The organism is Deinococcus murrayi DSM 11303, assembly GCF_000482805.1.
Taxonomy (GTDB): domain Bacteria; phylum Deinococcota; class Deinococci; order Deinococcales; family Deinococcaceae; genus Deinococcus; species Deinococcus murrayi.
The window spans coordinates 118338-138477 of the sequence record NZ_AXWT01000009.1 but is presented as its reverse complement, the minus strand read 5'-3'; the positions used below and the strand labels follow the sequence as shown (position 1 = coordinate 138477).

17 protein-coding genes are annotated in these 20140 nt (G+C 69.6%); 8 read left to right on the top strand and 9 right to left on the bottom strand.

Translation table 11 applies throughout. The annotated features are described in order from the left end of the window. Nucleotides 1–45: 45 nt before the first annotated feature. Together H565_RS0101985 and H565_RS15600 are read right to left on the bottom strand one after the other, a co-directional pair. A complete protein-coding gene (locus tag H565_RS0101985) occupies nt 46–798 on the bottom strand; it encodes a DUF937 domain-containing protein (RefSeq protein WP_027459567.1) in 753 nt (250 codons plus the stop codon). 145 nt (nt 799–943) lie between these two features. Further along, a complete protein-coding gene (locus tag H565_RS15600; RefSeq protein ID WP_027459566.1) occupies nt 944–2314 on the bottom strand; it encodes a polysaccharide deacetylase family protein in 1371 nt (456 codons plus the stop codon). A 59-nt stretch (nt 2315–2373) separates the two neighbouring features. Here H565_RS15600 and H565_RS0101975 point away from each other — a divergent pair, with 59 nt between their 5' ends. After that, nucleotides 2374–2976: a DNA-3-methyladenine glycosylase gene (locus tag H565_RS0101975; protein ID WP_027459565.1), complete on the top strand. Its 603-nt coding sequence runs from the start codon at nt 2374–2376 to the stop codon at nt 2974–2976. Nucleotides 2977–2988: 12 nt separating this feature from the next. On the opposite strand, the gene H565_RS0101970 is transcribed toward H565_RS0101975, so the two are convergent. Together H565_RS0101970 and H565_RS0101965 are read right to left on the bottom strand one after the other, a co-directional pair. Continuing rightward, the gene (locus H565_RS0101970) at nt 2989–3969 is read right to left on the bottom strand and encodes a phosphotransferase family protein (RefSeq protein ID WP_027459564.1); all 981 of its coding nucleotides are present in this window, start codon (nt 3967–3969) and stop codon (nt 2989–2991) included. Beyond that, a complete protein-coding gene (locus H565_RS0101965; RefSeq protein WP_027459563.1) occupies nt 3966–4247 on the bottom strand; it encodes a hypothetical protein in 282 nt (93 codons plus the stop codon). The genes H565_RS0101970 and H565_RS0101965 overlap by 4 nt, the downstream gene beginning before the upstream one ends. Nucleotides 4248–4306: 59 nt before the next feature. Between H565_RS0101965 and glmM the strand changes: the two genes are divergently transcribed. The 3 genes from glmM (at nt 4307) to polA (ending at nt 9433) form a co-directional block, all read left to right on the top strand. Then, on the top strand, nt 4307–5638 hold the full coding sequence (gene glmM / locus H565_RS0101960) for a phosphoglucosamine mutase (RefSeq protein WP_027459562.1): 1332 nt from the start codon (nt 4307–4309) through the stop codon (nt 5636–5638). A 95-nt stretch (nt 5639–5733) separates the two neighbouring features. Next, a complete protein-coding gene (locus H565_RS13980; RefSeq protein ID WP_051363361.1) occupies nt 5734–6648 on the top strand; it encodes a leishmanolysin-related zinc metalloendopeptidase in 915 nt (304 codons plus the stop codon). Nucleotides 6649–6715: 67 nt separating this feature from the next. Next, complete coding sequence (polA, locus tag H565_RS0101950) at nt 6716–9433, top strand: DNA polymerase I (RefSeq protein WP_027459561.1); 2718 nt, start codon at nt 6716–6718, stop codon at nt 9431–9433. Nucleotides 9434–9492: 59 nt separating this feature from the next. Here the strand turns inward: polA and H565_RS0101945 are convergent, their stop codons facing one another. Together H565_RS0101945 and H565_RS0101940 are read right to left on the bottom strand one after the other, a co-directional pair. Beyond that, nucleotides 9493–9822: a cyclic-di-AMP receptor gene (locus H565_RS0101945; protein ID WP_027459560.1), complete on the bottom strand. Its 330-nt coding sequence runs from the start codon at nt 9820–9822 to the stop codon at nt 9493–9495. A gap of 100 nt (nt 9823–9922) precedes the next feature. Next, nucleotides 9923–10432 (bottom strand): transcription initiation factor IIE subunit alpha family protein, encoded by a 510-nt coding sequence (locus H565_RS0101940; protein ID WP_027459559.1) that lies wholly within the window; start codon nt 10430–10432, stop codon nt 9923–9925. Between the two features lie 314 nt (nt 10433–10746). On the opposite strand from H565_RS0101940, the gene H565_RS0101935 reads away from it, so the two are divergent. Both H565_RS0101935 and H565_RS0101930 read left to right on the top strand, forming a co-directional pair. Then, nucleotides 10747–11490, top strand: a complete 744-nt coding sequence (locus H565_RS0101935; RefSeq protein WP_027459558.1) for an ABC transporter ATP-binding protein — start codon at nt 10747–10749, stop codon at nt 11488–11490. After that, on the top strand, nt 11480–12727 hold the full coding sequence (locus H565_RS0101930; RefSeq protein ID WP_027459557.1) for an ABC transporter permease: 1248 nt from the start codon (nt 11480–11482) through the stop codon (nt 12725–12727). The genes H565_RS0101935 and H565_RS0101930 overlap by 11 nt, the downstream gene beginning before the upstream one ends. 47 nt (nt 12728–12774) lie before the next feature. Here the strand turns inward: H565_RS0101930 and H565_RS0101925 are convergent, their stop codons facing one another. Beyond that, the gene (locus tag H565_RS0101925) at nt 12775–14463 is read right to left on the bottom strand and encodes a PRC-barrel domain-containing protein (protein WP_027459556.1); all 1689 of its coding nucleotides are present in this window, start codon (nt 14461–14463) and stop codon (nt 12775–12777) included. A 32-nt stretch (nt 14464–14495) separates the two neighbouring features. Beyond that, entirely contained in the window at nt 14496–14630 is a 135-nt protein-coding gene (locus H565_RS16935; RefSeq protein WP_255344317.1) for a hypothetical protein, read from the bottom strand. Between the two features lie 193 nt (nt 14631–14823). Here H565_RS16935 and H565_RS0101915 point away from each other — a divergent pair, with 193 nt between their 5' ends. After that, entirely contained in the window at nt 14824–15099 is a 276-nt protein-coding gene (locus H565_RS0101915) for a hypothetical protein (protein WP_027459555.1), read from the top strand. A gap of 68 nt (nt 15100–15167) precedes the next feature. On the opposite strand, the gene acnA is transcribed toward H565_RS0101915, so the two are convergent. After that, nucleotides 15168–17888: an aconitate hydratase AcnA gene (gene acnA / locus H565_RS0101910; protein WP_027459554.1), complete on the bottom strand. Its 2721-nt coding sequence runs from the start codon at nt 17886–17888 to the stop codon at nt 15168–15170. 282 nt (nt 17889–18170) lie between these two features. On the opposite strand from acnA, the gene H565_RS0101905 reads away from it, so the two are divergent. Then, entirely contained in the window at nt 18171–20099 is a 1929-nt protein-coding gene (locus H565_RS0101905) for a heavy metal translocating P-type ATPase (protein ID WP_034408034.1), read from the top strand. Nucleotides 20100–20140: the final 41 nt, after the last annotated feature.

Here is a 20140-nt window from a genome sequence, read left to right as displayed (position 1 = left end):
CCTTCCTTCTGCTGGTCGCTGGAAGCTGGCGGCTGGCCGCTCCCCCTACCGCCTCCGTCCCCCAAACATCCCCACCAGGTCGTCGAGGGCGCTGCCGTCGCCGTTTTGGTCGAGGGCGCGGTTGAGGCTGCCCAGCAGGCCGCCGAGGTCGCCGCCCATCTGGCCCGTCCCGGAGTGGCCGGGCTGGCCCAGCGGGGGTTGGGCCGGAGTGTGCGTGTAACCGGGAATGACCTGCCCGCTCCCCAAGGGTCCGGATGGACCTCGCCCGTCGCCCTGGGCCTGGCCGCCCCCCAGCATCCCGCCGAGGCCGCCCGCTCCCGCTCCGGCCATCCCGCCGCCGAGCAGCCCGCCCAGGATGCTGCCGATGTCGAGACCGCCCATGCCCCCAGCCTGTCCCCCCTGACGGCGGCGGCTGAGGTAAGCGAGCACCAGGGGCGCGGCCATGGAGAGGACTTGCAGGGCGAGCTGCGGGTCGATTCCGGCGCGGCGGCTGACGGCTTGGGCGGCGGCCTGCTGCTGCCCGCCGAAGACCTTGCCCAGGATGCGCTGGCCCTCGGCGGGGTCGGGGGCCTGCCCCTGCCCGAACAGGTCGAGCGCCCGGCCATCATGCCCGTCGAGCGCTCTGGCGAGGGCCTGCGCCCCCTGGGGGTCCTGGGCGTTGCGGGTCATCGCGCCCAGCAGCAGGGGAATGGCCGCCTCCAGCGCGGCTTCGGTTTGTTGGGGCGAGGTGCCGAGGCGAGAGCCGAGGGTCGTCTGGGCCTGGCCCATTCCGCCGAGCATATTGAAGATGTCCATCATGGTGGAGTGCCTCCTGTGGGGTGTGGGGGGAATGAAGTGCCCCCGCAGGCTAGCCCCCCACCCGCTGCCGCCGGGAGGGGCAGGGGTTGAGGCTTCCCTCAGCTTTGGGCCTGAGCTTTTTCGTTCGCCCTCACCATGCCCGCCCTTACCACGCCGTTTGCACGCGCACCCCGAAGGCGGGGCGGTCCAGCCGAGCCGTCAGGGCCGCCGTGTGCGCCCCCACCCGCAGGGCCGCGCCCGCGTAGGGATGGCCGTCATATCCGGCGAGCAGGCGCAGCGGCCTGCCCTCGCCGGGGCGCAGCGGCAGGGCGTAACTCCCCTCGGCGCGGCCCGTGGCGGCGAAAAGGTCGTACTCGGCCCGCAATCGCAGGTAGTCGGCGGGCAGGACCTCGGCCCCCAGCACGACCGACCCCGGCAGCGCCCGCGCCCACACCTCGCCGTAGCCACCCAGTGCCAGGGCGACGGCCCCCAGCGGCCCCGCCGAACCGTACCCGCCCGCCACCGTCAGCGGCCCGCCGACGTGATAGGCCAGGGTGCCCCCGCTGTAGCTCGCCCCCCCGCGCAGGAGGTTGAGGCCCAACACCCACTGGCCCCCCCGCCACAGCAAGCGGGTGTCGCGCACCCCGCCCGCCCAGCTCAGGCTGAAGAGGCCCGACCCCAGCAGCTCGTGGGCGGCGGGGTTCCACAGGGTCGGCGCGGCGACCGGGGCGTCCCCAGGCCCCAGCGCGCCCAGCCCCGTCCCGGCGAGGACGGCGGGTAGGCGCAGGTCCGCGCCCAGCGGCCCGCGCCAGGGCAAGAGCCAGTCGTCCCAGGGGGAGGCCAGCGGCCCCGGCAGGGCGTGGGCTTCGCCCCGCACCCCGAAGGTCCCCGCGACCGCGCAGGGGTAGGCGGCGCGGGCAGCCCGGCGCACGCGGGCATCTTGCAGGTAGAAGGGATAGGCGAGGCAGCCGCCCTCAGAGACTGCGCCTGCGGGCGGCTCCAGCTCCTGCGCGAGGCGGCGCGGGGTGAGGTCGACGAGCGCCGCATGGGTGCGGGTGTGCGAGCCGATTTCCCAGCCTGCCGCCCGCAGTTCGTCCAGTTGCGCCGCCGTGAGGTACCCCGGCTGTCCGACCCGCTCCCAGATGGGATAGACGGTTCCCGGCACGCCCAGCTCGCGCAGCACTGGATAGGCGAGGAGGTAGACGCTCTCGAAGCCGTCGTCAAAGCGCAAGGAGGTGGTCTTTTCGGTGCCCGGCGGCACGCGGGCGGCCTCGCTGCTGGTCACAAAGCGGTAGCCTTCCCCACGCAGGCGCAGCACCCGGCGGCGCAGCGTCTCCGGGTCTACCCCCAGGGTGACCCCACCCCCCGCGCGGGCGGCAGGTTCAGCCGAGTGCCCCACCGAGTGATAAACAAGCGCGATATGGACTGCCCCAGCGGGGCTGGCAAGACCGAGCAGGCCCAGCAAGCCCAGCGGGGCCAGGAGGCGGCGTGGGGGGCGGCGCGGCGAGCGGGCAGGCAAAGGCGGCGGGGCGGTCACGAGGGAAGAGTGTACGGGACGCCCCCTCACGGCATCCTCACCGCCGTTACCCTGGGACCATGCCCGCGCCCCTCTGTGCCGCGTTCTTTGACCGCGACCCGGTGGAGGTCGCCCGCGAGCTGCTGGGGGCCACCCTGGTGCGGACCTTGCCGGGGGGCGAGGTGCTCGCGGGGCGGGTGGTCGAGACTGAAGCCTACGACTGCCCCCGTGACCCGGCCTGCACCGCGGGGCGCTTTCACCGGGTCCGCACCCTGGCGATGGCCGTTCCGCCGGGCCGCTGGCTCTTTTGGACCGCGCACGGCCACCCCCTGCTGCAAGTCTCCTGCCGGGAAGAGGGGGTTCCCGCCAGCGTCCTCCTGCGGGCGCTAGAGCCAGTAGAGGGCCGCGGCCACATGCTGACCCACCGCCCCGTCACCCGCGAGCGCGACCTCACGAACGGCCCGGCCAAGCTCGTCTACGCGCTGGGGCTGAATCCTGAACGGGTGACCGAGCAGCCCGTGGACGGTCCGGCCCTGCATCTGCTGCCCGGCCCACCCATTCCCGACGAGGGGGTCGGGGTCACCCCCCGCGTCGGCCTGCTCGCGGGCAAGCACCTGCCGTGGCGTTTCCTGCTGCGGGGAAATCCCTGGGTGTCGCCGGGGGTGCCGAGCATGGAGCGGTAGGAGAAGCCGCCACTACCCCCCGTGCCACCCCGCCGCTACCCGCACGAGCGCCTCCCGCACGCCGCTGCCAGGGTCGCGCCTGACCTGCGCCGCCGTCGCCAGCACGTTTAGGGCGAGGCCCGCCCGTTCCTCCGCCTGCCACTGCGCCTCCGTGCGGCGAATACCGTAGGCGGCCAGTTCTTGCAGGTACGCGCCGCGCAGCCGGGGGCCGAGGCGGGTGCGCTCCGGGGCAGCGAGCCGCACGTACAGCAGGTGGGCGAGGTCCTCGCCCAGCGGCGCGGCGTGCGTTTGCCCGTAGTCGATGAGAAGGGGCGACCCGTCCGCCCTCGCCCACAGCACCTGTCCAGCGTGCAGGTCGCCGTGGGCGAGGGTGACCCCACGGGTGGCGGCCAGCAGCGCGGGGAGGGCGGCGGCGGCCTCCCGCACCGCCGCGGCCTCCGCCGGAGTCCAGGAGGGAGCCACCTCCACCCGCCCCGCCTGCCGCACGGCCCGCGCTGGGTCCCAGGCCCAGCCCCCGCGCAGTTCGGGGCGGTCCAGCCAAAAGGCGTGGTGCCGGGCGAGCAGCCGCACGACCTGCTCGAGCGCCTCCTCCCGCTCGGCGTCGCTCGCAAAGGCCCCCCAGCCCGTGGTCACGTCTGTCAGGTCCTGGGTGACGAGGTGTGCGCCCAGCCGCGCCGGGTCGCTCGCCGCGTGGCGCAGGGGGGCGTGCGGCACCGGCGAGCGGGGCGCGAGGTCGCGCAGGTAGCTCGCCTCGCGCCGCAGCCTGCGGTAGGCCCGCTCGTCGCGCCAACCCGCCGGGAGGTACTTCAAAAAGAGGGGGCCGCACTCGCCCGCGTACCGGGCAAAGGCCGCCCCCTCCCCCACCCAGGCTTCGCGCAAGCGCCGCGTGCCGGGAAAGGCGGCCCGCAGGTCGTCCGGCCACACCCGCGCCGAGCGCACCGGGCCGGGACGCGAAAGCCGCCGCAAGTCGCCGAGAAGGGCAGCCAACCTCACGCCAGCAGCGCAAACACCCCGGCCAGCGTGCCCCCGGTCAGGGCCGCGCCGACCACCCAGGCCCCCAAGCAACCCAGCCCGCGGGAACGCCGCACCTGACGGTAGTGCCCGCCCCCGACAAAGCGGCCCCGGTGGCCGCTGCTGTGGCTGGTCAGGCTGCCCAGAAATCCGCCCCGGCGATGCCCGCTGCTGTGGCTGTGGCCCAGCATCCCGAAGCCCCGGCGTCCATGGCTGTGGCTGCGACCGAAGGAAAAGGAACCGCCCGAAAATCCGCTCATGGCCCAGGATACGGGGCAGCAGGGCCGGGGGTTCCCGCACCCGCGTATGATGGCCCATCATGAGCGAACGGAAGTATTTCGGCACCGACGGCGTACGTGCGGTGGCGGGCGAACATCCCCTGACTCCAGCGTGGGTGATGACCCTGGGGGCGGCGGCGGGCGAGGTGCTCAAGCGGCAAAACCCCCGCGCCAGCGTGGTCATCGGCAAGGACACCCGGCAAAGCGGCGACATGCTTGAAGCTGCGCTCGCGGCGGGTCTAACCAGCCGGGGCGTCACGGTGATTCACGTGGGGGTGCTGCCCACCCCCGGCGTGAGCTACCTCACCCGTTCCCTCGGCGCGGACGCGGGCGTCGTTATCAGTGCTTCGCACAATCCGTACCAGGACAACGGCATCAAGTTCTTCGGACCGAGCGGCCAGAAGCTCAGCGACGCGACCGAGCTGGAGATTGAAGCCGCCATCGACGAGGTGCCCGGCCTCGCCCCCGTCACGGGTGTGGACCTCGGCTCGGTGACCAACTACGCGGAGGCCGAGCGCCTCTACACCGGCTTCCTGCGCGGGTACGCCCCCGACCTCACGGGCCTCAAGGTGGCGATGGACTGCGCGAATGGGGCCGCCTACCGGGTGGGGCCGAAGGTCTTTCAGGCGGCGGGGGCAGACGTCTTTGCGGTGTACACCACGCCCGATGGCCGCAACATCAACCGGGGCTGCGGCTCGACCCATCTGGAACACCTCCAGCGCATCGTGCGCGAGGGGGACTATGACCTCGGCGTGGCCTTTGACGGGGACGCCGACCGCGCCCTTTTCGTGGACTCACGCGGCAACGTCGTGCACGGCGACCATATGCTGCTGCTGGGGGCACGCGCGCGGGGAGAAGCGGCGGTGGTGACCACCCTGATGGCGAATATGGGCCTAGAGGTCAAGCTGAAGGAGGCCGGAGCACGCCTGGAGCGCACCGCCGTGGGCGACCGCTACGTTCACGAGCGGCTGCTCGAACAGGGCCTGACCCTGGGCGGCGAGCAAAGCGGGCATATGCTGTTCCTCGACGTATCCCCCACCGGAGACGGCGTGCTCACGGCGCTGCTGACCTTGGGGCACATGCAAAAGCTGGGCACCACCCTCGACGAGCTGCATGACGACCTGATGATGTTTCCGCAGACCCTCGTCAACGTGCGGGTGGCCGACAAAAAGGCCATCGCCTGCGACGGAGCGGTACAGGCCGCCGTCAGCGAGGCAGAAAGCCGCCTGAGTGGGCGGGGCCGGGTCAACCTGCGGCCCAGCGGCACCGAAAACCTGATTCGGGTGATGGTAGAGGGTCCGGACGAGGCCGAAATCCACGAGATTGCCCGCACCCTGGCCGGGGTGGTGAAGGCACGGGGACAGGGCGCCTGACCGGGCGGCACCGTCCCCCTGGGAGGTCAGAGTTTTGCCAGGTCTCTGAAGCTAGGGTGAAGGCACGCCACTCCACCTGGGAGGCCTTATCCCCCATGCCCCGTGCCCTGCGCCTGACCCTCTGCCTCGTCCTCGGCCTCAGCGCCTGCGGGCCGTCCGCGCTCCCCCCTGCCGCTGCCCCTGGAACCGCCACCGTCACCGCCACGAGCGTGGCCGACAGCAGCCAGCGGGCCAGCCTCACGGTGACGGTGCTCGCTGCGCCTGCGCCCCCCGCCCCGGCCCCCAGCACGGACCCCTTCAGCATCACGGTGGTCTTTGCGCCGGGCAGCACGTTGACCCCAGCGCAACAAGCGGCCTTCTCGCAGGCGGCAGAGCGCTGGGCGCAGGTCATTGCGGCGGGCCTGCCGGACGTGCCGGGCGTGCAGATTTCCACCGGGGCGCGGGTCACGGTCGATGACCTCCTGATTGTGGCGAGCAGCGTACCCATCGATGGCCCTGGCAAGGTGCTGGGGCAGGCTGGGCCGCGGCAGGTGCGGCCCGGCACCACCCTGCCGCTGTGGGGCGAGATGCAGTTCGACGCAGCGGACCTGGCGAGCCTAGAGGCCAATGGCACCCTGTGGGACAAGTTCTTGGCCGCGAACGCGACCCCCTGCGCGAGCGCGACCCAAGTGCGGTACACCGGGACGGCGGGCCTGGCCCAGTACCGGGCGCTGGGCGGCCTCGCTCCCGCTGTGCCCGTCGAGGACAGCTACAGCGAGGGCACCAAGTGCGGCCACTGGAAAAAGGCCGTCTTTGGGGCCGAGCTGATGACGGGCTTCGTGAGCCGGGGCCATATGCCGCTCAGCCGCCTCACGCTGGGAGCGCTCGCCGACCTGGGCTACAGCGTGGACTACGCGGCGGCCGATGCCTACGCCCTCGCCAACGTCGCGGCGCAGGGCCTAGAGACCTTCCCCATCGTCGAGCGCCTTATCACGCCCGACGGCCTCAGGGACGTCCCCCACGAGCACTGACGGGCCACCGACAGGGCACGGACACGGCAGCAGAAAGGGGAAGCCAGGTGCCCCCTAGAATGCCCGCATGACTGCTCCCGCCCCCGACACACTGGTGCTCATCGACGGCCACGCGCTGGCATTCCGCTCCTATTTCGCGCTGCCGCCCCTGAGTAACAGCAAGGGGGAAGCGACCCACGCCATTCTGGGCTTCTTGCGCCAGACCCTGCGGCTCGCGCGGCAGCCCGGCAACCAAATCATCGTGGTGTTTGACCCGCCGGGCGGCAGCTTCCGGCACGAGCAATATGACGGCTACAAGTCGGGCCGAGCACAGACCCCCGCCGACCTGCCGGGACAGATTCGCCGCCTGCGTGACATCGTCGACGCGCTGGGCTGGCCCCGTCTGGAGGAGGCTGGCTACGAGGCCGACGACGTCATCGGCTCGGTGACGCGCCTGGCGGAGGGCCGGGGCCTGCAAGTCCGCATCGTGACCTCCGACCGCGACGCCTATCAGCTGCTCGACGATCACGTCAAGGTGATTGCGAGCGACTTTTCGCTGATAGGGCCGCAGGAGGTCCTGGAGAAATACGGGGTCACCGTGCGGCAGTGGGTGGACTACCGGGCACTGACCGGGGACGCCAGCGACAATATCCCCGGCGCAAAGGGCATCGGTCCCAAGACTGCCGCCAAGATTCTTCAGGAATACGGCACCCTGGACGCCGCGCTGGAGGCCGCCCGTGCGGGCACCCTGGAGCCAAAGGGCACCCGCGAGAAGCTGCTCGCCTCGGAAAAGGACGTGCTGTTGAGCCGCGAGCTGTCGCGGATGGTGACCGACCTCCCGCTGACGGTTGAACTCGGCGTGCCCCGTGGCCCCGGCGACCCCGACCGGCTGCTCGCGCTGCTCGACGAGCTGGAGCTGGCGTCCCTCAAGCGGGAGGTGCTCGCGCTGGCACAACAGGAAACCGCGCCGGAGGTGGGGGCCACGGCGTCCGAGGCCGGAACCTTCACCCCGCCCCCCCTGGGCGAGTGGCGCACGCCGGGGCCGGACGTGACCTGGGGGTACGTGCTCTCGCGGGAAGACGACCTCACCGCCGACCTTATTGCGGCGGCCACCTTCGACGGCGAGGTCGCCCGCGTCGCCCCCACCCAGGAGCGCACGCCCCCGCCCGGCGCCCTGCCCGACGCGCCCGCCGTGCCCCCCCTGCTGACCGAGCCGCCCCGTACCAAGGCCGAGCAAAAGGCCCTGGAAAAGGCCCGCCGCGCTGCCGAACGGGCTGCCGAAAAAGCCTCGCAGCGCCTCGCGGCGATGTACCCCCCCACCGTCTCCGAAGCCGAGTTTGTCGGGCAGCGCTCGGTGCGGGCGGCGGGGGCCAAAGCGCTCGCGGCGCACCTCAGCGTGCGCGGCACGGTCGTGGAGCCGGGGGACGACCCCCTCCTGGTCGCCTACCTGCTCGACCCCGCCAACACGACTATGCCCGCCGTCGCCGAGCGTTACCTGCGCCAGCCCTGGCCTGAGGACGCGGCCCTCCGCGCCGCGATGACCCACCGGCTGCTGCTCGACCTCCCACCTCAACTCGACCCGGCCCGCCGCAAGCTGTACGAGGAGATGGAGCGGCCCCTTTCGGCGGTGCTCGCCCGGATGGAGGTGCGCGGGGTACAGATTGACGCTGACTACCTGCGCGGCCTGTCCCAGGCGGTCGCGGGCCGCCTCGCCACCCTGGAGGCCGAGATTCATCGCCTCGCCGGACGCGAGTTTTCTATTCGCAGCCGCGACCAGCTTGAAACCGTGCTGTACGACGAACTCGGCCTTGCCAGCGGCAAAAAGACCAAGCTGACGGGCAAACGCTCCACGGCGGTCTCGGCCCTCGAACCGCTGCGCGACGAGCACCCCATCATCCCCGCGCTGCTGGAATACCGCGAGCTGGAAAAGCTGCGCGGCACCTACCTCGACCCCCTCCCCAACCTCGTCAACCCGCGAACCGGACGGCTGCACACCACCTTCGCACAGACGGCGGTCGCGACCGGACGCCTGAGCAGCCTCAACCCCAACCTTCAGAACATCCCCATCCGCTCGGAGCTGGGCCGCGAGATTCGCAAGGGCTTTGTCGCCTCGCCTGGCCACGTCCTCATCAGCGCCGACTACTCGCAGATTGAGCTGCGGCTGCTCGCGCACATCGCCGAAGACCGCCTCATGCAGCAGGCCTTTCAGGAGGGAGCCGACATCCACCGCCGCACCGCCGCGCAGGTGCTGGGGCTGGATGAGGCGACCGTCACGCCCCAGCAGCGCCGCGCCGCCAAGACGGTCAACTTCGGGGTGCTGTACGGCATGAGCGCCCACCGCCTCAGCCATGACCTGGGCATCCCCTACGCGGAGGCCGCCTCTTTTATCGAGGTGTACTTCAGCACCTACCCCGGCATCCGGCGGTACATCGAGCGCACGCTGGAGTTCGGGCGCGAGCATGGCTACGTCGAGACGCTGTATGGCCGCCGCCGCTACGTGCCGGAGCTGAAGGCGCAAAACCGCACCCTCCGCGAGGCAGGCGAGCGCTTGGCCTACAACATGCCCATTCAGGGCACTGCCGCCGACATCATCAAGCTGGCGATGGTGCGCCTTGACCGCGAGCTAGAAGCCCTGGACGCGCGGCTGCTGCTGCAAGTCCATGACGAACTGCTGATCGAGGCCCCAGAGCACCGCGCAGAAGAAGCCGCGCGCCTCACCCGCGAGGTCATGGAGGGTGCCGCGCAGCTCAGCGTGCCGTTGGCGGTCGAGGTCGGCGTGGGACCGAACTGGTACGACACGAAGTAATCGGGCGGAGCGGATGGGCGGGCTTCAGGGCAACGTGACGCCCTGGAGTTCGCCCAACCTCAGACCTTGACGAACTCCTGCACGCCCAGCACGAACATCACCGCGCCCCCCACCGCGACTTCCACCGGGTCGGCGGCCATGCCCTCGCCGCCCTCGCCCACCGGCACGCCGGGGGTGACAAGGCGAGTGCGGGTGCGACAAGTCTGCGCGACGTGGCGCTTGAGTTCTTCCATGCGGGTATCGGGAACCCCAATCATCAGGGTGGTGTTGCCCTCGCGCAGGAAGCCGCCCGTGCTGGCAAGTTTGGTGACCTCAAAGGCGTTTTCCGACAGCACCCGAATCAGCGCGGCGGCGTCGGCATCCTGAATCACGGCGAGCACGAGCTTCATGAAGCTCAGCATAACAGAGGCCCGGTCTGCGCCCGGTCAGCACCCCCCGATAAAAAAGGCCTCCGCAGCGGGAGGCCAAGAGAGAGGTGGCAAGAGGGGGTCAGGCAACTTGCTTTTTCTTGCCGGAAGCGGGGGCAGTGGGGGCCTGCTCTTGCCCCAGGGCCTGCGCTTCCTTGAGGCGGAAAATCACCAGGCTGCCCACAAAGGTGCAGGTAATCATGCCGTGCGCGTTCAGGAGCGAGAGGGCCGCCATCACATCATCACGGGACATGCGCAGCTGCTCGCTCATGTAGAGGGCGCTGTCGGCGCGGCCTTCGAGATAGTCGCGCACGCGCTTGGCATCCTCGGTGAGAGGCGTCGCGGGCACGTCCGCGAGACCGGGGTCAGCGAGGCCGTACACGGCGCGGGTGCCGGTGCCCGGCAAGCGGCGCACCCGGCCCTGGTCCAGCAGGCTGGCGAGGGCCGCCCGCAAGTGCGACAGCGCAAGGCCCGTGGTCTTGGCCAGTTCGGTCTCGACCCACTCCGGCTTGCTTTCCAGCGCCTTGAGAACGAGCTTTTCGTTGGCACGCCGGGTTTCTTGCAGGTCTTCGAGGGTGGGGGGGTTGAACATGCGCTATCCTCCAGACGACTGAAGCGGGCCGTCGCCCCTCCAGCGGTGATACGGGGTTCTACACTCAGTCCAAGTGCGCGGTCAGCGCAACTTTCCTATTGTGACAGATGCGGCGCTTTTCTGCATGAGCGCAGCTGACGAAATGTTGAACGGAGAGCCGCTCTCCGCTGTCCTGGCTGACCTCCAGCGTACTCTTCGTCTCTCAGGGCCGCGTGAGAGGGGCAGCAGCTCAGGCCCAGCAAGCCTTGACGCGGGCGCCATGTGAACGCGGCAACGCTTCTTTCGCCTGTCCCGTAAGGGGGGCAGGAGGCACCATGCTGGAGATAAGGAACCTGAATAAGACCTACGGGCGGCACGCCGCGTTGCGGGACGTGAGCCTCACGGCGGGGGAGGGCGAGGTCTTCGGGTTGCTCGGCCCCAACGGGGCGGGCAAGACCACCCTGCTGCGTATCCTGGCGACCCTGCTGCGGCCTACGGCGGGCACGGCGAGCGTGGCCGGGCATGACGTGACCCGCGAACCGGAAGCGGTGCGGCGGGCCATCGGGGTGGTCAACGGTGGCATGGGCCTGCCCGCTCGCCTGACCGGGCGCGAGGTGCTGCGGTCCTTTGCGGGCCTCTATGGGATGACGCGGGCACAGGCCGAGGCCCGCATCGCGGAGCTAGACGCCGCGCTGGAGCTGGGGCGCACCCTCGACATCCGGGCGGGCGAGTACTCGACGGGGATGGCCCAGAAGGTGACCATCGCCCGCGCCCTCATCCATGACCCGCAGGTGCTGGTGCTCGACGAGGCCACGAGCGGGCTGGACATCTTCGCCCGGCGCACCCTGCTCGATTTCGTGGCGGCGGCGCGGCGACCGGGGCGGCTGACCCTCTACTCCACCCACGTCATGAGCGAGGCCGAGGAGGTCTGCGACCGGGTCGCTATCTTGCACCAGGGCGAACTCGTGACGGTGGGGAGCGTCCCCGACATCCTCGCGGGGACGGGCGAGCGCACCCTGGAGCGGGCCTTTTTCGCCCTGGTCCGCGGCCTGGAGGGCGAGGTCGCCCGTGCGTCTTGAGTATCTCTGGCGGGTGGCCGCCCGCGACCTGCTCTCGACCCTGCGCGACCGCCGCACCCTGGCGAGCACCATCCTGATTCCGCTGCTCCTGATTCCGCTGTTCACCCTGGGCCTGCCCCTCTTGCTGGGCAGCTTCATCGGCGGGCAGGCGCAGGAGCGGCAGCGGGTCGGGGTGGTGGGCACCCTGCCCGCGCCGCTGCGGGCGGCCCTCACCCGCGACGAGAAGGCCCCCGACGGCACCGTGATTCGGACCGGGGTCCAGCTCGTCCCGGTCAGCGACCCCCGCGCCGCCGTGGGGTCAGGCGAGGTCGAGGCGGCGCTGCGGGCACCCCTACCCCTCCCCACCCGTGCGGGTGACGGAACGGGCACCCTTGAGGTCTACGCCAAACTCGGCAACCTGCGCACCCAGACGGGGGCTTTCGCCAAAGTCCAGACGACCGTGGAGGCCTACAACCGTGAGCTGGCCGTGCAGCGCCTGAGTGGGCTGGGGCTGGGTGCCCAGACGCTCACGCCCGTCACCCTCTCTCCCATCGACGCCAGCCCGGAGCAAGAACGGCGCAGCGGCCAGCTCGCTTTTCTGATTCCGCTTCTGATGCTGAACTTCATCCTGACCGGAGCGATGGCGACCGCCCTCGATGCCACGGCGGGCGAAAAGGAGCGCGGCACCCTCGAAAGCCTGCTCGTCTCGCCCGTGCGCCGTTCGGAGGTCGTGGCCGGGAAGCTGCTCGCCACGACGGTGACGGCCCTCACCACGGCCCTTTTCAGCGTGGCGGGCTTTCTGCTGGCCGGGGCGCTGTCGCGGGCGGTGCTGCGGCAAAGCAATGCAACCCCCGAACTCACCCAGGCCTTTGGCGGGCAGCTCACGCTGACGCTCGCGGGAGCGCTAGCCCTGCTCGGCACGGTCGTGAGTGCCGCCCTCCTCATCAGCGCGGTCCTCATCGCCCTGAGCATCTATGCCCGCTCGTACAAGGAGGCGCAAACCTACGTCACGCCCCTCTCGCTCGCCATCGTCTTTCCGGCGGTGCTGCTCCAGTTCAGCGACTTCCTGACCCTGGGAAGCGGCCTCTATGCCCTCCCCCTCTTTGGCAGCATGATGGCCATCCTTGATGTCGTGCGCGGCAACCTCACCGCTGGGCATGCCCTGAGCGCGATAGGGGCCAATCTGCTGGGGGCGCTGCTGCTGGGGCTGCTGGCCCTGCGGTCCTTTCACCGCGAGGAGGTCATCTTTCGGAACTGAGGGCGGCTTCCCCGGACGTGGGGAAGCCGCCCTCAGCCGCGACAGGTTTAGGCCCGGCGGGGCGGGTCGGTGGGGGATAGCCCTTCGCTTCCGGCGCGGCCAGCGGCGTCGGCCTGACCCTCGGTGGGGTCCGGCTGGGTCTCCAGGGCCGCGACGCCGGTCTCGTGGGGACGCACGGCGAGGGGGTCGATGACCGGCTCTTCCTTGCTGACGCTGTCGACCAGGATGTCGAGCACATCCCCGGCCCGCGCCGCCTCAATCGCCTTGTGGGTCACGATTTCGCCGACGTTGAGGATGATGGTGTCGTCGGGGGCCAGAATCACGCGGGTGACCGGGCGGCCCAGAGCGTCCCGGACCTTCTGTTCGAGCTGCTGCTGCTGGCGCTGCTCCAGGACTTCCCCAGCCTCCTCACGCTTGTCGCCAAGCCAAGCTTTGGCCTTTTCCAGCAGATTGCTCGCGCCTTCGCTGACGCTGGCCACGCCCCCGGAGAGAGCTGCCGCGGTGCCCGTGCCCGCCCCACCCGCCTGGGGGGCGACCGTCGCGGCGATGAGGGCTGCGTCCAGCCCCAGAGAGCGGGCACGCTCGGCGATGGCCGGGGTAACAATCTGGCCCTGCACGGCGAGAAGGTTGCCCGTGGGCGTCCGGACGTCGCTGCGAACCCGGCGACCGATGGTGTCCTCCACGGTGGTGGGGTCGCGCCGTCCAGTCAAGGTCTGAACCGTTTCCTGGAGGCTGCCACCCCCCGCCGCCGCGACGAGCGCGGGCAAGCGCCCAGCTTGCTCGGCCCGCTCGGCGTGGAAGGGGGTGATGACCGTCCCCTGGTGGACGATAACCTCCTGCACCCCATCGGCGACCTCGGCAGTCACGTCGGTTCCGGCGGTCTTGCCGATGACGTATTCCTTTTGGCGCTCGGCGCTGGCCCCGCGCAGGTCGTCCACACCCTCTTGCACCCGCTCCTTGGCGCTGCCGTACGCCTCAGAGAGCACGCCACCCGTCGCGGCGGTCGCGAGCGCGGTCAGCTTGCCCACCTGTTCGGCACGGTCCGCCTGCTCGGCGGTGATGGTCTCGCCCTTGCGCACAATCACGGTGCCGTCATCGAGGGTGATGTCCCCGCCCGCCGTCTTGCCGATGACGTATTCCTTCTGGCGCTCCTTGGTCGCTTCGGCGATGTTCTCGTAGCTCTGCTTGACGCTCTCGGCAGCACTCTGGTAGGCCCCCTTGAGGCCGCCCGGCTCCTGCTCCTGCATGGCGGTCGCCACGCTGATGGGCACAATGGCCGCGTCGTGCCCAATCTGGACCTCTTCGGGCGCGGGCACAAACGTCCGGCCACTCGTGAGGTCGCTAAAAAGGCCGCCCGTCGCCTCATAGCCCTCGACCCGGCCCGTGTGCTCGTCAAAATAGACGTCCGCAATCTTGCCGAGGTTCTGGCCGTCGGTCGTCAGCAGGGTCATGCCCACGAGGCTGATGTTGGAATCCAGCACTTCGGCAAGGCGTCCGTCCTCGCGGGTCGAGGTGACGGCATCGGCGCTGTCCACCATGATGGCATCTTCTCCGACCGAGCGAATCGCCTCGAAAGGCACCACCCGCGCCGAGCGGAACCATCCGCCCTCATCGACGAGAAGGCCCAGCACCTGATTGGCCTGGTGGTCAAAGACGAGGTCGCGCACGCTGTCGATGCGCTCGCCGGTATTGATGGCCACAATGTTGCGGCCCAACAGTTCTTTTCCTTTAATCATGCGACATCCTCCGGGGTAGGGGCAGCTTCAGCTCAGAAGCCGAGATTCAAGATGCCCTGGGGTTTGAGATACAGGAAATACGCGAGCAGAAACAAAATGAGCAGAATCAGAATGATGAGCAGCGCCGTACGCCCGCCGCCCCCACCGGTGCCTTGCAATCGAGCCATGGGTGAGCCTCCTGCGGGGAGTGTAGAAAGTCCATTCCCAGCGTGCGAGCTGTCCTTCCTCACCCGAAGTTGACCCAATCTTGCGCTGCCCTTGAGCTGGGCACACAGTTCTCATAGTTTTGCCGCGAGCTTGCTCAACCAAGCTCGCCATCAGCGCACAGTTCGGCACCGGGCGCTCGCCGCAGAATGAGGCATGGGTCAAGAGATGCTCAACGCCCTTTTGCTGCCCCTGCTGTTCAGCATGGCGGGCGGCACCTATGCCTACCTCCGGTTTCCAGAGCGCCGCCCTAGAGTCTTGCTGACCCTGCTGCTCTTTCAGCTCGTGGGTGCCTACGGACACGCCGTTCAACCTGACAGCGGGCTGTTCGGCCTCTTGACCCTTCACCTCCTCGTGGTGGTCGCGTGGCTGGGCCACTATCTCCAGACGCCCCAGGGCCAGTTGCGCCCCCAGCGGGTCCGCCGCGACTGACGCCGCCGCAAGGAATGGCCAACCCCCACCTGATGGGCAGGTGGGGGTCTTTGCTCAGCCGGGAAGCCTTAAGCCTGAGCGCCCGCCTTCTGGCCGCTGCGCTCCAGGATGCCGCGCAGCACGGTCTGGAGGATGCCGCCGTTCTTGTAGTAGTCAATCTCCACGGGGGTGTCGATGCGGCATTGCAGGGTGACCTCGCGGCTCTGGCCATCCTTGCCGGTCACGCGCAGGGTCACGTCCTGGCGGGGCTTCAGGTCAGCGGGCAGGATGAGGTCAAAGGTCTCGTCGCCCACAATGCCGAGGCTCTCCGCCGTTTCGCCGTTCTTGTACTGAAGGGGCAGCACGCCCATCCCGACGAGGTTGGAGCGGTGAATCCGCTCGAACGACTCGGCGATGACGGCCTTCACGCCCAGCAGGAAGGTGCCCTTGGCAGCCCAGTCGCGGCTCGACCCCATGCCGTAATCCTTGCCCGCAAAGACGAGGAGCGGCACGCCCGCTTCCTTGTAGGCGACCGAGGCGTCATAGATGGTCGTGACCTCGCCCGTCAGGAAGTTGGTGGTAAAGCCCCCCTCGGTGCCGGGCGCGAGCTGGTTTTTGAGGCGGATGTTGGCAAAGGTGCCGCGGGTCATGATGCGGTCATTGCCACGGCGCGAACCGTACGAGTTGAAGTCTTTGGGCTGGATGCCACGCTCCAGCAGGTACTTGCCCGCCGGAGTGTCGGCCTTAAAGGAGCCTGCGGGGCTGATGTGGTCGGTGGTCACGCTGTCACCCACCTTCACCAGGGCGCGTGCCCCCTCGATGGACTTGATTTCGGAGGGGCCGCCCGCGAGGTTCTCGAAAAAGGGCGGGTTTTGGATGTAGGTGGAGTCGGGGTTCCAGTTGTACAGCGCCCCTTCGGCGACCGGAATCGCGTTCCACTGCTCATTGCTCTTTTCGATGCCGTCGTAGACCCGCTTGAACATCTCGGCGTTAATCGCCTGGTCCATGATGGCCTGAATCTCGGCTCCGGTCGGCCACAGGTCGCGCAGGTAGACGGGCTGGCCGTCCTTATCTGTGCCGATAGGGTCATTCACGATGTCATTGACGACCGTGCCCGCCAGGGCGTAAGCCACGACGAGGGGCGGCGAGGCGAGGTAGTTCGCCTTGATGTGGGGGTTGACGCGGCCCTCAAAGTTGCGGTTGCCGGAGAGCACCGACGCCACGACCAGGTCCCCTTCCTGAATCGCCTGCACGACGGGTTCGGGGAGCGGCCCAGAGTTGCCGATGCAGGTCATGCAGCCGTAGCCCACCGTGTTAAAGCCAATCTGGTCGAGGTAGTCCTGGAGTCCGGCAGCTTCGAGGTACTCGGTGACGACCTTGGAACCGGGGGCCAGGCTGGTCTTGACCCAGGGCTTGGGCTTCAGGCCCTTTTCCACGGCCTTCTTGGCGACGAGGCCCGCCGCGATGAGCACGCTGGGGTTGCTCGTGTTCGTGCAGGAGGTGATGGACGCCAGCGTGACCGCGCCGTGCCCAATCTTGAGGTCGGTGCCGCCGATGGTGCCCTGCGCGTCCAGCTTGTCCTGGGGCAGCTCAAAGCCGCGCTGCTTGAGGGGAGCCGTGAGGGCCTGGGCAAACACCGTGTGCATGTCCTTGAGGTCGACCCGGTCCTGCGGGCGCTTGGGTCCGGCCAAGGACGGCACGATGGTCGAGAGGTCGAGTTCGATGGTGTCGGTGAACTGGGGGTCGGGCGTATCGTCGGTGCGGAACATGCCCTGGGCCTTGTAGTAAGCCTCGACGAGTTCAATCTCGTCTTCGAGGCGGCCCGTGCGGCGCAGGTAGCGCAGCGCTTCCTCGTCGACCGGGAAAAAGCCCATCGTCGCACCGTATTCGGGGGCCATGTTCGCAATCGTGGCCCGGTCGGGCAGGGTCATGTTCGAGAGGCCCGCCCCGTAGAACTCCACGAACTTGCCGACCACGCCCTTTTCACGCAGCATCTGGGTCACGCGCAGCGCAAGGTCGGTGGCGGTGGCCCCCTCCGGCAGCGCCCCGGTGATTTTGAAGCCGATGACTTCGGGCATCAGCATGTAGATGGGCTGACCCAGCATGACGGCCTCGGCCTCGATGCCGCCCACGCCCCAGCCCACGATGCCCAGGCCGTTAATCATGGTGGTGTGCGAGTCGGTGCCGACGAGCGAGTCGGGGTAGACGACCACGCCGTCGTCTTCGGGGCGGCTTTGCACGCCCTTGGCGAGGTATTCGAGGTTGACCTGGTGCACGATGCCGCTGGCGGGGGGCACCACCCCGAAGTTGTCAAAAGCCTGCTGGCCCCAGCGGAGGAACTCGTAGCGCTCGCGGTTGCGCTCGAACTCCAGCGCCATGTTGTGGGCGAGGGCAAACTCGGTGCCGAACTCGTCGACCTGCACCGAGTGGTCAATCACGAGGTCGACCGGAATCAGGGGGTTAATCTGCTTGGGGTCGCCGCCGAGCTTCACCATCGCGTCGCGCATGGACGCGAGGTCGACGACGGCGGGCACGCCCGTGAAGTCCTGCAAAATCACGCGGGCGGGCTTGAAGGGAATCTCAATCTCGTCGTTGACGGGCTTCCAGTTCGCGACGGCACGGACATCCTCCTCGCGCACGTCGTAGTTGTTGGCCTCGCGCAGGACGCTTTCAAGCAACACCTTGACCGAGAAAGGCAGGCGGGCAATGTCCGCCCCCTCCACCTGAAGCTTGTTCAGGTTGTAGAAATAGAGCTTCTGCCCAGCCTTGGTGGTCAGCACGTCCCGTGCACCGAACAGGTTCATCGCCATGAATGGTCTCCTTCTGGCCGCTCGCAGCAGGCCCCCGCGAGGAGCGCGGGCAAGATGTCTCCATCATAGGCGGAGTGTCCCCAGGGCACCCCGTCTCCGACCCAGGAACGCTGTTACCTCTATAGAGACAACAAGAGCGGGGGCAGGCAACGTCCTGCTCCACCCCTCGCCCTTCTCCCAGCATTCCGCTCCGGATAGGGCGTTGAGTTGAGAGCGGTCAGGAGAGTACACTGAGCCTTATTGAGAAGGATTCTTATTAAGCTCCGTGCCCCTGGAGGCCCCATGACGAGTTCGATGAGTTCGGCCCACCCCACCCCCGCTTCTGCCCCCGCACCCCGGCCCTTTCGCCTGTCGCCGGAGCTGCGGGCGGCGGTCTTGCTGACCGCCCTCACCCTGCTGGGCCTGCTGCTGGGGCTGGCGGGCGAACACCTGCTGGCGCTGCCCGCCGTCATGTGGGCGGGCTACGGGCTGGCCTACCTCGCGGGGGGCATTCCTGCCGGGCGCGAGGCCATCGGCAGTCTGGTGCGCGAGCGCAAGCTCGACGTGGACCTGCTGATGGTGCTCGCCGCGCTGGGAGCCGCCTCCATCGGCCAGACGGCGGACGGGGCGATTTTGCTCTTTCTGTTCAGCCTGTCGAACACCCTGCAAGACTGGGCGATGGGCCGCACCAAAAACGCGGTGCAGGCCCTGATGGACCTCAGCCCGCAGGGAGCGACGGTTCGCCGGGGCGGGCGGGAGCGCTGGTGCGAGCTGAGCGAGATTCGGGTGGGCGACCTGCTGCTGCTGCGCCCCGGCGAGCGGGTGGCTGCCGACGCACGGGTCGTGCGCGGAGAGACCAGCGTGGACGAGTCCCCCATCACCGGAGAAAGCGTGCCCGTCGACAAGGGGCCGGGGGCCGAACTCGCCTCCGGCACGGTCAACCTCAATGGCAGCGTCGAAGCCGAGGTGCTGCGGCCCGCGGGCGAGAGCACCCTGGCCCGCCTGGTGCGGCTGATGGAAGAGGCTCAGACGCAAAAAAGCCGCACCGAGGCCCTCACCGAGCGCTGGGAGAGTCCCTATGCGACCGCCGTGCTGCTGGGCGTGCCCCTCGTGTTCGCGCTGCTGCACTCCGGCTTGCGGCTGCCCCTAGACGACGCGTGGTACCGGGCGATGACCTTTATGGTGGTCGCCAGTCCCTGCGCGGTCGTCATCTCGACCCCTGCCGTGATGCTCTCGGCGATGGCCGCCGCCGCCCGCGCTGGGGTGCTGTTCAAGAGCAGCGCGGCCCTGGACGCCCTCGCCGGGGTGCAGACGGTCGCCTTTGACAAGACGGGCACGCTGACCCAAGCAAGGATGACCCTCACCCACGTCCACGCCCCCGACGAGCGCTCGGCCCTCGCCCTGGCGGCTGGGCTGGAGGCGCACAGCGAGCACCCCATCGCGCGGGCGGTGGTGGCCGCCGCGGAAGAGCGCGGGGTCACGCCGCTGGCCCTCTCGGACGCGCAGGCGGTGCCCGGCCACGGCATCACCGCCCGCACCCCGGCGGGCGAGGTTGCCTGGGCGGGCAACCTCCGGCTGGCGGGGCGGCAGGGGGCGATCCTCTCGGACGCGCAGCGGGCCACCCTGGACGAGCTGGCCGCTGCAGGCCGCAGCGTGGTCATCGTGGGGGTGGGAAGCCGGGTGCTGGGCCTGTTGGGAGTCGCCGACGCCCTGCGCCCCGGCATTCGGGAGGCGCTGGCGCAACTTGCGGCGAGCGGTGTACCGCACCGGGTCATGCTGACGGGTGACCGCGAGGAGGTGGCCCGCGCCGTGGCGGGCGAGGTCGGCCTCAGCGAGTACCGCGCCGAGCTGCTGCCCGAAGACAAGCTGCGGCTCATCGGCGAGCTGCCCGGCCCGGTGGCAATGGTGGGCGACGGGGTGAACGATGCCCCGGCCCTCGCCCGCGCTGACCTGGGGGTGGCGGTCGCCTCCGGCACCGACGTGGCGATTGAGAGCGCCGACGTGGTGCTTATGCAAAGCGACCTCGGTCGGCTGGCGGGGGCGGTGCGGCTGGCCCGCGAAGCGCGGCGCACGGTGCGGCTTAACCTCGCCTTCGCCTTCGGGGTGATTCTGCTCGTCTCGCCCCTCGCGGTCGCCGGGCAGGTGCCGCTGCCGCTGGGGGTGGTCGCGCACGAGGGCGGCACCGTCTTCGTGGTGTTCATGGGCCTGCGGCTGCTGCGCCGCCGGGTCTAGGAAACCTTAAGGGCGGGGGCGGCACGCGGGGGGGGACGCTG